The organism is Bacillus sp. S2(2024) (assembly GCF_050474045.1).
Classification (GTDB): domain Bacteria; phylum Bacillota; class Bacilli; order Bacillales; family Bacillaceae_G; genus Bacillus_A; species Bacillus_A yunxiaonensis.
This window is the reverse complement of the sequence record NZ_JBFLUS010000003.1, coordinates 72638-87826: the sequence shown is the minus strand read 5'-3', so window position 1 is coordinate 87826 and position 15189 is coordinate 72638. Positions and strand designations below refer to the sequence as shown.

At 36.6% G+C, this 15189-nt stretch carries 10 protein-coding genes and 5 pseudogenes; 5 read left to right on the top strand and 10 right to left on the bottom strand.

The window, feature by feature from the left end; translation table 11 throughout:
- Positions 1-141 precede the first annotated feature (141 nt).
- A pseudogene (locus AB1284_RS00590) lies at positions 142-516 on the bottom strand (manganese efflux pump); the annotation flags it as partial.
- Between the two features lie 157 nt (positions 517-673).
- On the opposite strand from AB1284_RS00590, the gene AB1284_RS00585 reads away from it, so the two are divergent.
- Positions 674-1342: a helix-turn-helix domain-containing protein gene (locus AB1284_RS00585; protein ID WP_429752474.1), complete on the top strand. Its 669-nt coding sequence runs from the start codon at positions 674-676 to the stop codon at positions 1340-1342.
- A gap of 222 nt (positions 1343-1564) precedes the next feature.
- On the opposite strand, the gene AB1284_RS00580 is transcribed toward AB1284_RS00585, so the two are convergent.
- Both AB1284_RS00580 and AB1284_RS00575 read right to left on the bottom strand, forming a co-directional pair.
- Entirely contained in the window at positions 1565-2986 is a 1422-nt protein-coding gene (locus AB1284_RS00580; RefSeq protein WP_429752476.1) for an amino acid permease, read from the bottom strand.
- Positions 2987-3315: 329 nt separating this feature from the next.
- Positions 3316-3570 (bottom strand): biotin/lipoyl-containing protein, encoded by a 255-nt coding sequence (locus AB1284_RS00575; protein ID WP_429752478.1) that lies wholly within the window; start codon positions 3568-3570, stop codon positions 3316-3318.
- A gap of 283 nt (positions 3571-3853) precedes the next feature.
- Here AB1284_RS00575 and AB1284_RS00570 point away from each other — a divergent pair, with 283 nt between their 5' ends.
- A complete protein-coding gene (locus AB1284_RS00570; protein WP_429752480.1) occupies positions 3854-5269 on the top strand; it encodes a sigma-54 interaction domain-containing protein in 1416 nt (471 codons plus the stop codon).
- Positions 5270-5360: 91 nt separating this feature from the next.
- Here AB1284_RS00570 and AB1284_RS00565 read toward each other — a convergent pair whose 3' ends face one another.
- From AB1284_RS00565 to AB1284_RS00550, 4 genes and pseudogenes are all read right to left on the bottom strand, one after another.
- Entirely contained in the window at positions 5361-6644 is a 1284-nt protein-coding gene (locus tag AB1284_RS00565; protein WP_429752482.1) for an acetylornithine deacetylase, read from the bottom strand.
- 176 nt (positions 6645-6820) lie between these two features.
- The gene (gene truA, locus AB1284_RS00560; RefSeq protein ID WP_429752484.1) at positions 6821-7558 is read right to left on the bottom strand and encodes a tRNA pseudouridine(38-40) synthase TruA; all 738 of its coding nucleotides are present in this window, start codon (positions 7556-7558) and stop codon (positions 6821-6823) included.
- A gap of 214 nt (positions 7559-7772) precedes the next feature.
- A pseudogene (locus AB1284_RS00555) lies at positions 7773-7976 on the bottom strand (DnaD domain-containing protein); the annotation flags it as partial.
- A 147-nt stretch (positions 7977-8123) separates the two neighbouring features.
- Positions 8124-8747 (bottom strand): annotated as a pseudogene (locus AB1284_RS00550) (DnaD domain protein); the annotation flags it as partial.
- A 437-nt stretch (positions 8748-9184) separates the two neighbouring features.
- Here AB1284_RS00550 and AB1284_RS00545 point away from each other — a divergent pair.
- Positions 9185-10633, top strand: coding sequence for a L,D-transpeptidase family protein (locus AB1284_RS00545; RefSeq protein ID WP_429752485.1), 1449 nt, complete (start codon positions 9185-9187; stop codon positions 10631-10633).
- Between the two features lie 178 nt (positions 10634-10811).
- Here AB1284_RS00545 and AB1284_RS00540 read toward each other — a convergent pair whose 3' ends face one another.
- Both AB1284_RS00540 and AB1284_RS00535 read right to left on the bottom strand, forming a co-directional pair.
- Entirely contained in the window at positions 10812-11594 is a 783-nt protein-coding gene (locus tag AB1284_RS00540; protein WP_429752487.1) for a COG4705 family protein, read from the bottom strand.
- Positions 11595-11958: 364 nt separating this feature from the next.
- Positions 11959-12516: pseudogene (locus tag AB1284_RS00535) on the bottom strand (NAD(P)H-dependent oxidoreductase); the annotation flags it as partial.
- Positions 12517-12535: 19 nt separating this feature from the next.
- Between AB1284_RS00535 and AB1284_RS00530 the strand changes: the two are divergent.
- Positions 12536-12910 (top strand): annotated as a pseudogene (locus AB1284_RS00530) (MarR family winged helix-turn-helix transcriptional regulator); the annotation flags it as partial.
- Positions 12911-13098: 188 nt separating this feature from the next.
- Here AB1284_RS00530 and yeiL read toward each other — a convergent pair.
- Positions 13099-13770: a transcriptional regulator YeiL gene (gene yeiL, locus AB1284_RS00525; protein WP_429752489.1), complete on the bottom strand. Its 672-nt coding sequence runs from the start codon at positions 13768-13770 to the stop codon at positions 13099-13101.
- An 81-nt stretch (positions 13771-13851) separates the two neighbouring features.
- Between yeiL and AB1284_RS00520 the strand changes: the two genes are divergently transcribed.
- Entirely contained in the window at positions 13852-15024 is a 1173-nt protein-coding gene (locus AB1284_RS00520; protein ID WP_429752491.1) for an MFS transporter, read from the top strand.
- The last annotated feature ends 165 nt before the right edge of the window (positions 15025-15189 follow it).

Here is a 15189-nt window from a genome sequence, read left to right as displayed (position 1 = left end):
TAAAGTCTATGTTAGTATAAATAAAAGGTCGTCGACATATGCAATGGTTTGTTGTATTTCCGAGGAAATTGCAGAAGTTTGTTTGATTCCTTGCTTAACGAGCAGTGAGTCTCCGCCTATTGATGGAAGCCCACCTTTCTCTTATAAGAGTTGACCCACTGCAATTATAATAAGCAAAGCACCTGCAATTATAGTTGCCCATTTTCCTAAATACACCGCTAAATACTTTTTAACTACGTAAGAAAAGAACCTAACACTTAAAAAGCTGAAGAAACCAGAAATAATAGCCGTCATCCACAGATTCAAATTTGTTATACCTGCATCAAAACCACCTGCAATATTATTAATGGATAGTGCAATTCCAAGTACAATTGCTTCTGAAAAACCAATTGATTTCGATCCATCGAAATCAGCTGCTTCTGGATTACGTAAAATGCGCATTAACACATTACTTTGCTTCCTTCCCTGTTCTGTCTCCTTACTAAGCAACGACTGACATAGTACCAATACTCCCAATTACATAGAAAACAAATTCGTTATATACATCAACAAACGCTCCTTTATTGCATTTTTTATTGTACCTTATGCAAATATTGAGCAACTGTGCCTGTCTGTTTCATATACTTCTAATAAAATCTCAACATTTCAGTAACAAGAAGGAGCGCCTAAAACTATGTCTACTCAAAATATAAATCATCAACTCGGTACGGTATTAAAAGAATTATTACAAGAGCGTGCTTTATCTATGCGGCAGTTTGGAACGCTAACCAATATCGATCCCTCCACCATTTCACGAATTATTAATGGAAAGCAACAAGCGAAGCAAAAACATCTTCAAAAGTTTGCCGAATGTCTGCAAATTCCTATACAGTACTTATATGATGCAATGTACGTAAAACATCCTCAACAAACAGCTGAATCCCAAACAGAAATGTATACATCAATTGATGCAATTCAAAATACATTACAATCCTCTAACTTATTTGACTACGAATACACAACAACTCGTGTAAAACAAGAACTTGAAAATTACGAACGCTATGCGAAAACAACAGAAGGACAACGCCTCATTAACGAAGGATTTTCAACAAAGTTGCAACAACTTGATAGCACAGGTCCTTTCATCGATCAACTAAAAGATATGTATGATCAATTTTGCAAAGAATCTATTACACCGCAAGAACGAGCAATTATCGGAAGCGCCTTGCTATATTTTGTTTTATCAACCGATATTATTCCAGATTACGTATTTCCGATTGGATACTTAGATGATGCAATTGCAGTAGAATTAACGAAGGAAAAGTTAACTGAGATTAAAAATAAATCGGAGAAAGAACAGTAAAACCTATTATTCCACACTATAAAGAAAAGAGATGCATGTCTCTAGCTAACATGCATCTCTTTTCCCTTGTCTTTACCTCATCAACCTAAATTTTTATCCTGCTATTGGTGAGCAGTAATACTCTCACCTTAAAATTACGCCAAAAACAAAAATTTAGGCGGAGGATAAAGTGAAACTTTCATCAATGTTTTTTCATTCCCCGCTGATGAAAGTTTCACTTTATTATAAACTTTGCGCTTCTCTCGTATTTGCTTCTTCAACCTGTTTCATTTTGTTGTTCTTATTTTTAGAAAAACGGTAAAACAGTAAGCAAACAATCGTAAACGGAATACCGCAATACAATGCCATACGTTGATCTGGAATAAAAGCCATGCTCACAATTACGGCCATATTTAATCCAAAACAAAGAAGTGGCACAATCGGATACAACGGCGTTTTAAATTTCAAATCCTTAATATCCCCGCCTTGTTTTATATATGCTCTTCTCCCTAGAAAATTTGATAAACCAATCGATGCCCAGACTAGTATTCCACCGAATCCTGCAATAGAAAGAAGCCATAAATAAACTGTATCCTCTGCATATATACCGGATAATAAAGAAAGACAACCAAAAATCAAACTTGTAATTAATGCATAAATAGGAACACCCTTTTTAGATAACTTCCCAAAAATTGGACTAATCATCCCTTGATTCGCCATAGACCAAAGCATACGAGAAGTTGCATATAAGCCTGAATTTGCTACTGATAACACCGCTGTAATAATAACAAAGTTCATAATATCTGCGGCATACGGAATCCCAATTTTATCAAATACAACTACGAATGGACTTTCTACTAATCCCGCTTTTTCCCATGGGAATAACCCAGCGAGTATGAACATAGAAAGGATAAAGAAAATGAATATACGCCAAGCTGTATTTCTAATTGCTTTCGGAATGGTTTTCTCCGGGTTTTCACTCTCACCGGCCGTAATCCCAACAATTTCGGTCCCCTGAAAGGAGAAATTAACAGCAATCATTGTAATTAGAATCGCTTTCAGTCCATTCGGGAACAGTCCCCCGTGATCAGTAAAGTTTGAAAGCATCGGTGCTGCGTCAGTTCCTTTCATATGTAAAAATCCAAACATCGCCGCCCCGCCTAAAATAATAAATGCAATAATTGTAATTACTTTAATACCGGCAATCCAAAACTCAAACTCTGCAAAGCTCCGTGAGGATAATACATTAATCGAAAAAAGAAGGACTGCAAACACGATGCACCATATCCAAGATGGTACCTCTGGAAACCACCGCTTCATTAAAATACTTACTGCAATCAACTCAATCCCTATCGTAGCAGCCCAGTTTAACCATGACATCCAACCAACTACATAACCTACTGCAGGTGAAATATACTTTGTAGCATACACTTGATAAGATCCTGCATTCGGCATAGCAACAGCTAACTCTCCAAGACAAAGCATCGTTAAATACATAACAAAGCTCCCAACAAGATACGCTGCAATCGCCCCGCCTGGCCCTGCTTCATGAATTGTATAACCTGATCCTAAGAAAAGACCTGTACCAATAACCCCTCCAAGTGCAATCATAAATATGTGTCGACTTTTTAGCTCTCGCTTTAACTCCTGATTTTGCTTTTCCATATGAACCCCCCTTTAATTTTATCCCGCTATTCGCGGACAGTAAGACCCCCGCTGATGGAAGCTTCACTTTATAAGCACCCCGAAATGTAAACGCTTTAAATTTAATATGAAAAATAAAAATGAATAAAGTGCATTTTTATTTCATCGTTACTATAGATTTGTAATAGAAGGGAGATTTTTCAAAAGAAAATCTCCCAATACAAGAAAAAACCAAAATACGATAGATAGTTCATACGAAAACTTTCTTAGGCTCCACTTGATAGTGATATAAATTAAGCAATTGTTTAAAAGAGCATTAGAAAACGGTACATAATCCAGAAGGCTTTGTATTAATCACTTCCTGTGATCAACAGATCATCCCTGACTGTTATTAATAATGTTTGATTTGTGATAGCTTGTCCTTCTTCTACTTCTAACACTTCCACATAGCCACTGATTCCCACTTTAATTTCTACTTTCTGCTTATCCATAGTTTCAATTAAAGCTAATTTCTCCCACTCATACACATAGGAACTTTCATTAATAAATAATTTTTCAACCTTACCGTAACAAGGACTGTACACGTTTTCTATGACTGTCTTCATCTTTTAAACCCCTCTTTCTTATTAAATAAACATGTAAATCTTCCAATTCACCTCCCGAAAAAATCAGAACATTCAACTATTAATATGCAAGATATGTACCAACCTAATTTCTTACGTGGAATTAAGAGTTAGTACTGAAAAAATTTTAATATACGCAAAATTTTTCTTCTCCTTTAAAGATTTTTAACCCAAAAAACGCAAATTTTTTTTGCATACTTGCAATAATTTTATTAAAATTAAGAAAAGTCAGTCTTCATAGGGTATAACAAGGAGAAGATGAACGATGCACACAGAAGAAATCAATCTCAAAAAATTAGTCGAAATGAATATGCTATATGAAACCTTACTCAATGAAATTGATATTGGGATTCACATGATTAATGAAGAAGGTAAAACGATCATCTACAACCGCAAAATGATGGAAATTGAATCAATGAATCATAAGGAGGTACTATATAAAAACCTTTTAGAGGTATTTGCATTTGAAGAAAATCAAAACAGTACACTTATAGAAGCATTACAACTGGGAAAAGCGAGAAAAAATATAAAGCAAACTTATTTTAATAATAAAGGGCAAGAGATCACAACAATTAATGATACCTTTCCCATAGTAGAAAATGGAAAAATAAAAGGCGCTATTGAAATAGTAAAAGAGATTCCCCAGATAAGACAAACGAGTAAAGCGAATGCCCTTCGAGGGCATAATACTAAATTTACCTTTAATCATATAATAGGTAATTCTAAAGCCATTCAATCGGTTATTGCAGAAGCAAAAAGAGTAACACGCACCTCTTCCTCTATACTTATCATGGGAGAAACAGGAACCGGAAAAGAATTATTTGCACAAAGTATTCATAATGAAAGTCACCGTGCAAGTAAGCCTTTTATCTCACAAAATTGTGCTGCTATACCTGAAACCCTAATGGAAAGCTTATTATTCGGCACAAACAAAGGAGCTTTCACAGGTGCAATAGATAAACCAGGTTTATTTGAAGAAGCACACGGGGGAACTTTATTATTAGATGAAATTAACTCATTAAGTCCAGCGCTTCAAGCTAAATTATTACGTGCGATACAAGATAAAACAATACGAAGAATCGGAGGAACACAAGAAAAAGAAGTAGACGTTCGAATCATAGCAACTATTAATGAAGATCCAATTGAGGCCATCGCGCACAATCGCTTACGAAAAGACCTATACTATAGATTAAGTGTTGTTACTTTATTTCTTCCACCTTTAAGAAAGCGAAAAGAAGACATCTTACCACTTCTTCGTAGTTTTATTGAAAAATATAATATGCAATTTGGCTTAAAAGTAAAAGGTATAGATGACAACGTCAGAGACTTTTTCTATACACACGATTGGCCTGGAAATATAAGAGAATTAGAACATATAATTGAAGGGTCTATGAATTTAATAGAAGATGAAGAAATGATTACAACATCTCATATTCCAACACGTTTTTACGAGCTAGTAAAAAATGAATTAAATATTCACCCTCCTCTAGCTAGGTGGGAAACTGATAACTCAGATCACACATCTAGAACTTTAAAGAACACAATAAAAGAAATGGAAAAAGAATATATTATTCAAATTCTTAACGAACATAATGGTAATATCTCACAGGCAGCGAAATACTTAGGATTAAGCAGGCAAAACCTGCAATATCGATTAAAAAAGTACGGGCTGAATACGTAAAGATTATCGCTCTGTCATGAATCCATAGGAGTTTATATATATCATATGGATCTCTTTGAAATTTCTATAAGTACAGCAAAAAAGGGTGTTCTTAAAGAACGCCCTTTTTTGTATAACACCACTTATAAATAAATGACAACATCACTTTTGTAAACTCAACAAGCTGTCCTATCTCAACTTTTTCATTCACTGAGTGCGCTTCTTCCAACGTGCCTGGTCCGTAAATCACTGCTGGAATGTTAAATTCACTAAACCATCCCCCATCCGTTACTGTAGCAGACATATCAAGAATGGCACTGCGGTGCAATGTCGATTCATGTACAGCTGCAAGTTGTCGCACTGCTGGATGATCTTGATCAACTTCTAATGAAGGAAAGATTTCACCACGATCCACAATCATAGATTCCCCGCCCCATTTAAATTGTGGAGGATTTTCACGCAACCATGGATCAGCTGCCGCAAGTCTGCCAATATAATCTTCAATTTCCTCAATTACCTGTTGATGTGTTTCATTTGGGTAGAAGTGTACCGTAATCCATAATCGGCATTCATCCGCAATAAATGCCGCATGACGTCCTCCTTCAATGACTGCTGGATTAATTGTCGTTGTCCCTACTGGATAACCATCGTATGTTTTCATAACAGCCCAGTGTCTTTCTAACTCTTGCAATCCTTGCACAATTTTCATCATCTTTTCAATCGCACTCGCTCCAAACAAACGACCACCGGCATGAATCATTTGTCTGCGCGTTGCATCATGAAACGTTTGCGGACTTTTCACAGTAATCCATCCTGTAATAACCCCGCCTTGACCTTGCATATGTAAATCACTTGTATCCACAACAACTGCAAAATCAGCATTATATCCACGCTTACAACATTGAAGTGTTCCCGCTTCTCCTACTTCTTCTCCAATTACCGATTGAAAAATCAAGTCCCCAGGCAATTCAATACCAGCTTCTTGTAAAAGCTGAATGGCAAATAGAGCTCCAGCTAGTCCACCTTTCATATCAGCAGCGCCGCGGCCAACAAGCCACCCATCTTTTATAAAAGGTTCAAACGGCCCCGTTTCCCATGGTTCATCTGCTGAGACTTCTGCTACATCCATATGCCCATTAATAATTAAGCTTTTGTGTGAGTCTCCTGCTGTACCCTGTTTCACTCCAACAATATTTGGATCATTCGGATACACGTCCCATTTATCAATCTTAAAATCACGCTTCGTTAAAAAATCAGCGACAAACTGCTGCGCTTCATTTGTATTTCTTGCTGGTGGTGCAGGAGTTTCAAAACGAATTAATGTTTTTACCAGTTCTACTAATTCATCTTTTCTTACATCAATTTGTTCTAGTAGCTTTGAAATCGTTTCATTCATTGCAAATTCCCCTTTGCATGTATAGTAAATTTTTATTTTCACATAAACAATTTAGTGTCTACAAACTTTCAACGATTTATATTTTTATTCTAAACCCTTATTTACAACCGAAACAACAAAATCCCAGTAAGTGACTCCATTTACTTACTGGGATTTTGTTGTTCCTTATTATCCAATTAAAAATCAACCTTCTCTAAATACAGCCCACTTGCATCAGCAAGACAATTGATTTGATTTCGTTGTTTCGCCTCTAAAATTTGTGGTATTGCTTCAGCGTCTAACTGGCCTAATCCAACTTCTATTAACGCTCCAACAATTTTTCTCACCATATTGTGAAGAAATCCGTTTCCGCTTATTCTAATTTGGATAAAGCCTTCTTCTTCAACGATATCAAGCTTATATACTTCTCGAACCATAGACTTTTTCTTAGATTTAGCATTTGAAAAAGCAGTAAAATCATGTGAACCGATTAAATATTGAGCTGCTTTTTTCATATGTTCAATATTTAATTTTTTTCCAACGTGCATGCTGTATTTTCGCATGAATGGATTTGTATGTTCTTCATTCCAAATCTTATATAAATACGTTTTCGCCTTCGAGTTGTAGCGAGCATGGAAACGCTCTGGAACTAATTCTACATCAATAATACTAATATCATTTGGTAAGTATTGATTTAAGTACTTTTTCACTTTAGGTTCCGTTACATTCTCATCAATCGTAAAATTAGCTACTTGATTAAGAGCGTGTACACCAGCGTCTGTTCTGCTGCATCCAATGATTTCAATTTCTTTTCCTAGCATTTCAGATAATACATTTTCTATTTTCCCTTGAATGGTATTATCGTTATTACCAAGACGCTGCCAACCCTTATAGCGGCCGCCGTCATATTGAATTGTTAATTTGTAGTTGTTCATTGTTTTCTGCTATTAAAAACATAGACATTTGCCTATTTTTTATTAACAGACTCACCGCCTTTCTTTTTCCGCTACGTAAAACAAAAATCTTAAGCATTCTATGATGTTTTTCCTTAGCTTCTTCCCATAGTAACACAAGACAGCTCCTTTAGTGTCTACTTCTGCCAATGTATTATGCGCGTAGCCTACAAAGACGCAATCTTCCTCTTCCAGTTTACGGATGCCACTCCTCCAATAACTTCTGCAGCTCTTCTTCAGGCGGTACGTTTTTCTCCCATTCTTCACACTGCTTTAGAAACTTCTCAGTATCGTGGGCAACAGACGGTTCCTTCTTCCGAAACCTCACTTCTGCTTCCTCTACTTCACAAAGTTTCATATATCCTTTTCCATACCAATCTCGTAAAATGCCCTTCACATAAAGTGAAACTTCCATTAGTGGGGGTTTTCTTCCCCACTGATGGTTAGTTGAAGCAATCAGGCTTTTACGGGCAGTTGTCCCCCACCTACCTTCTTTAATTCTCTGTGAATCTTAAGGTGGGGGCTTACTGCCCGTTAATGGGGGATAAGCAAGCGTCCGCTTGTTGTTTTCATGAGCAATCTGGAGTGCTTTTAATACGAGCTGCTCCGATAAGTCCTCAATCCAGCTGTTCAGCTCCTCTGCCGTATACGGCGACAAGCTGCCGAAGTGTCGTTGATAAAACGTAAATACGTCACTGCCTGAATCCGCTTTGCAACTTTCATGCGCTTCTTGAGGAACAACCTCCTCAACTGGCATGCCGAAATGCTCCAATAATAGCGGAATGCTCAGCTCTTCCTCCAAACATTTTTGAAGAAACATATGTACAAACTTTTTGCTTTTCACAGTCTTTAGCTCGCGCAACACACATTTCTCGACGTTCGTGTTCGTAACTGGGTTATAGCGCACCCAGTTCTGGATGTATAGCTCCTTCGTTTCTGCATCATATAATATTTTTCCATAATCGATAAACCGCTGCAGCAGCTTCTCGACAGTCTCTCTGTTGTAACCTGTTTCCATCTCCGCTAAACGCTTCGGCAACGAATAAATGCCGCATTGCGTAGTTTTAGAGCATGTTAACAAATATATGTAAAAGTATCGTTCCTCCGGTGTTAAGTCCAAGACAAAATCATCTTGCCAAAAATTTATCCGTACATTCCGGTATACTGCCATATGTATCCCCCCCATCTTTAGCCGCAAATATGAAATTACCGTTTCCTTAATAGATATAAAGATGAGCGAGGAAATTTGGTAGTTTTATTTTATAAAAAATTACTACTACGATTTTATTTTCTTCGAAGCGATTCTTGTAGTAGTAGTTTTTTTGTTTTGTTTTTGTTTTTGTAATGATTTATTACTTGCAAGGGGCTTTTGATGGGCTTACAAAGGGCTTGTAAGGGGCTATTCATTGTGAATCGAAAGAATTTGATTATCACATTATAGCAAAAATCCAACTTTAATCGATTCATTACTGTAAAATCTGGTAAAAAAATAATGAAAATTTAAGAATAATAAGGTAAACTAATCAATGGTTTTGAATGCAAAAACACTAATTTAACATCGGTTGACGGTGATACCGGGGTTATATTAGGTATGCGGAGGAATGATTTATGAACAACAACACGCTAAGTGAATCAGTTGAAGAAGTTGATAAAAAACGGGTAAACTCAATTAAACGTTCTAAAAATTGGAAGTTTATCGCAACGGGTGTCATCGTTATGATTGCACTCCTAATTGCGGGAATTAGTTATTATCAGACAACCCGATTCAATTCACAGGTTACGATTAATGAAACAAAAGTTGGCGGTCTGACTGCTGATCAGGCAATAAAGAAATTAAAAACATCTGTATTAGAAAACAAAGTCTATGTCGGTCAACAACAAATTTTAGATGAAAAAGATACACAAATAGGATTTACAGATGAAGATTTGCCTAAAGTTAAGAAACTATTAAAAAGCCAGTGGACATTTTTCCCTTCCTCAAAGGAAAAAAATTATTGGCTGATACCGGAAAAGGCGGATCAATATCGAAGCGAAACGATGAAAAAACTTGTAGAAGAAAAGCTCATATCTATGAATAAAGATTTAAAAGCGCCTCAAGATGCTATGGCGAAGCTTGAACAGGGCAAAGTTGTTATCTCAAAAAGCATTGACGGAAAACAGTATGATGTGGCTAATCTATTAAAAGATTACGACAAGCAGAAGTATAAAAGTGAAATCCATTTGAATCCTGTATACATACAGCCTATTAAAGAAAATGATCCGATCGTAAAAAAAGAAGAGAAAGCGCTACAGGATCTTCTTCAACAAACCATTGATTATAAGGTACAAAATGAAGTTTACTCTTTAACAGCTAAAGATCTAATTAAAAATGCCTCTATGTCAAAGGATATGAAGGTTACAATCGACGCGAGTGACATTAAGAACAAGATTACTGAAATTAATAAATCTCAATCGACATTAAATAAAAACTTCACATTTACAACCCATTCTGGTTCGGTCATATCAGTAAAAGGAGAAGGCTACGGCTGGGCAATAGATGTTGAAAAAGAAGCAAAACAAATCCAAGAAGCCTTCGAAAAAGGGGAAAAATCGCTTTCTGCTTCTAATATTTACGGAAATGGCTGGGAGAATAAAGGCATCGGTTATGAAACAACAGCGAATAATGGCATTGGAGACACGTATGCTGAAGTGTCAATTGCAGAACAGCAAATTTGGATTTACAAAGATGGAAAATTGGCAGTTACAACGAGTGTAGTGACTGGTAAACATAGCACGAGTGAAGATACATCACCGGGCGTGTGGTATATCCTCTATAAACGATCACCGTACACACTCAGAGGCAGCGCAGTAGGTAAACCGGATTATTCCGTTAAGGTAGATTACTGGGCTCCATTCACAAACAGCGGACAAGGGTTCCACGATGCCGGCTGGCGGACAAACTGGGCAAATAATGCCTATTTAACGGCAGGTTCGGGCGGATGTGTCAACCTCCCTCCTAGTGTTGCGAAAACTGTGTATGATAATCTCAGCACTTATGAACCGGTTGTCGTGTACTAACGAATAGCAGTATCTCAAGTATTTTCTTTATAAAAAAAGAAGCAGGAAATCCTAAGTGATTTTCTGCTTCTTTTTTATTATTTATGCTCCGTACTTCTCGTGTGCAGGTGAGAAACATTTATATACTTATATTCAATTACAACAAAAAAACTATGGACGAGTGAGCTTTCTATCGCTTCTATGCCGCGGCAGACTCATCCTTACGATCTTTTTTGCTAATCGTCAAGTAGCCAACAAGAACAACAATAATAATCGTTAAGACAAGACTGACCGGACCTTCGCCCAGCCCAAGACCACCGTGAGACGTCGAGATCCAGTCCGAAAACGAGGCACCTACTGGACGAGTCATGATGTAGGCAAACCAGAAGGCAAATATCTCATTTAGACCAAACAACCAATACCCTAGAGCTGGAATGGCAAGCAAGACAGCAAACAGCACCCCAGAAGAAAAGTAACCTAAGTGCATCGTTGACGCGGTCATGTCACCTGCAGAAGTACCAAAGGCGAACGTACCCAGTACGGTGCACCAGTAAAAAATCTCGCGGCGAGTCGTGTAAATACTGTGTATAGATAGAGTCTTCTCGAACGCGTTCCAAATGAAGAATATAACTGCCAGTGTCGCTACAAAAAACACAGTTGATACAAGGTATGGGACTCCCAACACAACATGCACAGCATCAGCAGCCATCGTACCAAAAATACTGACCATCACAATAACGAACCAGTAGATCCATGGCACATATCTTCTTACTAAGAATTGAAGTACCAATGAGGCAGCTAAACCAAATCCCCCAAGAGCAACTGCAATGATCGGATTCATATGATTGACTAGATAATCAGAAAACACCTCTCCCATTCCAGTAGTCAGCACCTTGGTAATCCAAAAATAGACTGTAACTTCCGGAACTTTCGACAAGATCGGCTTTGCGCGATGCATAACGGCCGATAAGGACTTATTCATATGCTCGTTTTTCCCTCCAATGATTCTTTCCTTCACAAAAAAACAATCTGGATGCAAAAGAAATTATTTTTAAAATCTATTATTTTTTCTGAATTGGGCTTTTTATATAATCCGGTCTGTTAGCCGTTCAACAAATGGATTTGCGGAAATAATCATTTGTACAGCCACCACTGCATCAAGCCATAAAAATATGTTACAAGGAAACACCCTTCACTGCATGAAAGGAGAATGAAAATTATATTAGAAATTCATTAAATAAAGTTCATTTACTCAAAAAGAATATCGTTTACTGTTACTTGCGGCATGATTCTCCTTGGTATATCTAAATGAGGTTTCACTACATGACAAAGAAAAAATGTTTTTCTTACTGGTCTATTTTTTTGAAATAATTATAAATCTTTTCTAGCTTTTTCGTTTGGTTTCCCTTTGAGCTCTCCATATTTCCAAATTCAAAAAACTTCACTTTTTTGATTCCCACAAAATTAAATAAGGCTCTTTTCATTAGAATTTTATGTGCATTATTCAACCAGAAAAATGGATAGTGAGTAGGCCTCTTCATAGTAGACACGCATACAACGGACTTTCCTTTCAAAAGTCTTTCTGGGAAAAGCCCCTTCTTATCTTTATAGGCAAAATTGGAAGCAAATAATTGATCAATATATCCCATAAGCATTGCGGGAGGCCTCCCCCACTAAATTGGATAAATAAACACAAGCTTATCAGCCCACATAATTTGTTTTCTATATTTTTCGGTACTAGGGTCAGTATGCATATCACGTCTTCGTTTTTGCTCATTAAACACTAGAAGTGGGTTAAAGCCCTCTTCATATAAATCTAAGACCTGTAACTCCTTTATATTAGAATTTTCCTTACTTCCTTTTATAACATTTTGTAAAAATGCATAGTTTAAACTTGTATCATTTACAACTTCTGTTCATCGTGTAACACATGAATTAACAAAAAATGCGAAATCAGATTCAATTTCGCAAATTCAATACAACATTCTTGAATATATTGCAGTTAATCAACCTATCACTCCAAGTGAAATTAATGATTGTCAGAATATGTCTATGCCGAACACAAGTCGTGAGATTAGAAAGTTAAGTGAAAAAAAATTAATTAAAAAAATAAATGATAGCCAAGATCGAAGAAAACAATATATTCGTCTCTCGAATGATGGAGAAACTATGATGAACGAAGCTTTTGCAACTATAGAATCAAATTTTCTAAAACGAATACAAAATGCTTCGAATGAAGATTTAGATGATATTGAACGTGCAATAAATATTCTTCAGACAAAACTATTTTATGAATAAGCATAAATTATACGACAATAGCTCCCTTAATTGAAAATTGATTGTTCACAACCAATCACCTTTCAATCGAGGAAGCTATTTTATTTAATCTTTTACAAAAATCGATTTTTCAAGTTTTTTCTAAGCTAATAACACCCAACAAAGCTTTAAGCTGACACAATAGTAAATTCAGTAATATCCTTCCCACGTTATTTATTCCTCAACATCTCAGCAAGTTCATATAGTAGGTTGTGCTGCTGAATGCGATAGTGACGTCCTTCCTTTTGCAAATACCCTTTGTCACAAAATTGTGCAAGCACATGTAATAAATGTCGATAGGAGACGCCTAAAAAATCACAAACAGTTACGTGTTTCTCCTTATAGACCTCTTCATCCGAGGTTTGCAAAATAAAATCCGCAAGCCGGTTTTCAAGCGGGAAGGCGAGACTATACGAATACTTTGCAGCCATTTGTGTTGCTTTTACGCTTAAAAATTTGGTTAGTTCACGTAGAAATTTTGCATCTTCTAACATTTGTGTGCGACAGCGATGAAAAGGAAGCGCAAAGCAAATGGTCTTAGTGGAGGTTTGGATCCCTTTTGTATAGTACACCTCATTTAATAATTCCATTTCCCCAATATAATCATTCGCATTGATAAAATTAATTAAGGAAACTTTCCCATTTTGATGCGTTACATAAATTTTTGCTTTTCCTTCAATGACATAAAATAAAAAATCCGGTCGCATGCCTTCTTGAATAATCCATTCATCGCGTTTATATTCATGCACTTCTATAAACTCTACAATCGGAAAAGAAAATAAATGCGCAATGGAGTACTCATTCAAATATCTTTTCCTTTTCTCATTTTTATAAATTTCCATAATCCACCTCAAAAATGTGAGATATCTCATATTATTGTACGTATCTCCATGTTATCATGCAAACAATGAGGGGGATACAGAATGGACACACAACGCTGGATGAGTAGACAGTTTTTTAGTTTTTATATGACATGGGGCATTTTTCTACCCTATTGGACAGGATGGATGATTCATACAAAAGGGCTTACGCTTTCACAAACTAGTTTAATTATGAGCTTAGGTTTGGTTGCAAGAGGCCTTTCTACATTAATTGCGTTTCCTTATTTATCAAGGAAATTTAGTAGTAAAATCTTATTAAATGGGATGGCAATCGGCACACTAATTGCTATTTTGTGTTGTATTCCAGCGAGTTCCTTTGTTAGCTTACTTGTGGTAACGTTACTTTTGAATTTTGTTTACCCAGCGCTGATGCCTGCTTTAGATAGCGCAGCTGGCGTACTTGCTCAAAATAATCAATTAAGACATTATGGGAAGAGCCGCTCGTGGGGATCTATTGGGTTTGTCGTGGCAGGTATGATCTTAACCATCTTTACAGGGGCGTTTGGGGATGAAGTGATTTTATGGGCACTGTTACTCGGCACATTGGTATTCGTGTGCCTTGGTTTTATGCGTGCACCTGTTGTTTTATCTAAAAAACCGCAAACGGATCAAACAAAAAAAGGCGGTATGCTGGAATTATTTCGCATCAAACACTTTGGTTTGGTGCTCGTCATTGTGATTTTATTGCAAGCGGCACACGCTTCTTATTACAGCTATGGCTATATTTTTTTACAAGATATTCACGCACCCAAATATTTAATTGGATTAATTATTAACATTGCCGTGATCGCAGAAATCATTTTCTTCTCAATCGCAGATCAGAGCTTTCATAAGTTTTCAGTAGGCTCCTTACTGACACTAGCGGCACTTGGTTCATCCGTACGTTGGATATTAGTATTTGCCTTTCCAAATGTTATTGTTTTCTGTATCGCACAAACATTGCATGCATGCTCATTTGCAATGGGACATTATGCCTTTATGAAATACTTAATCAAAAATATTCCACATGCGCAGATTCCAAAAGCACAAGGCATGTATTCAGCACTGGCACTTAGCTGGAGTACTGCGGTGTTCACGATGTTCGGCGGTTACTTATACGAAATCGAGCCAAGATACGCCTTTATCGGGATGATTGTTTGTACCATACCGTCGATGCTGCTTGCACTTTTATATCGAAAACTGGAACTTAGAAAGGAAATTTTAGTTTCTATTTAGTTCTTTTATCTAAGATTTTACAAAGCTGAGTAAATCTTTACTCTCAAAAATCAAGGCATATCTAAAACCATCAGCGAAAAAGAGAGTTATAAGAAAATACAGGCTTATCCGTTCTAGATAAGCCTAGTCATTTTTTAATAGAACTTTACTACGTATAAGAAAACT

Coding starts and splice junctions, on each gene's coding strand:
- AB1284_RS00585 (WP_429752474.1), top strand. CDS start 674: ATGTCTACTCAAAATATAAATCATCAACTCGGTACGGTATTAAAAGAA.
- AB1284_RS00565 (WP_429752482.1), bottom strand. CDS start 6,644: ATGAATGAAACGATTTCAAAGCTACTAGAACAAATTGATGTAAGAAAA.
- AB1284_RS00545 (WP_429752485.1), top strand. CDS start 9,185: ATGAACAACAACACGCTAAGTGAATCAGTTGAAGAAGTTGATAAAAAA.
- AB1284_RS00520 (WP_429752491.1), top strand. CDS start 13,852: ATGGACACACAACGCTGGATGAGTAGACAGTTTTTTAGTTTTTATATG.
- AB1284_RS00580 (WP_429752476.1), bottom strand. CDS start 2,986: ATGGAAAAGCAAAATCAGGAGTTAAAGCGAGAGCTAAAAAGTCGACAC.
- AB1284_RS00575 (WP_429752478.1), bottom strand. CDS start 3,570: ATGAAGACAGTCATAGAAAACGTGTACAGTCCTTGTTACGGTAAGGTT.
- truA (WP_429752484.1), bottom strand. CDS start 7,558: ATGAACAACTACAAATTAACAATTCAATATGACGGCGGCCGCTATAAG.
- AB1284_RS00540 (WP_429752487.1), bottom strand. CDS start 11,594: ATGAATAAGTCCTTATCGGCCGTTATGCATCGCGCAAAGCCGATCTTG.
- AB1284_RS00570 (WP_429752480.1), top strand. CDS start 3,854: ATGCACACAGAAGAAATCAATCTCAAAAAATTAGTCGAAATGAATATG.
- yeiL (WP_429752489.1), bottom strand. CDS start 13,770: ATGGAAATTTATAAAAATGAGAAAAGGAAAAGATATTTGAATGAGTAC.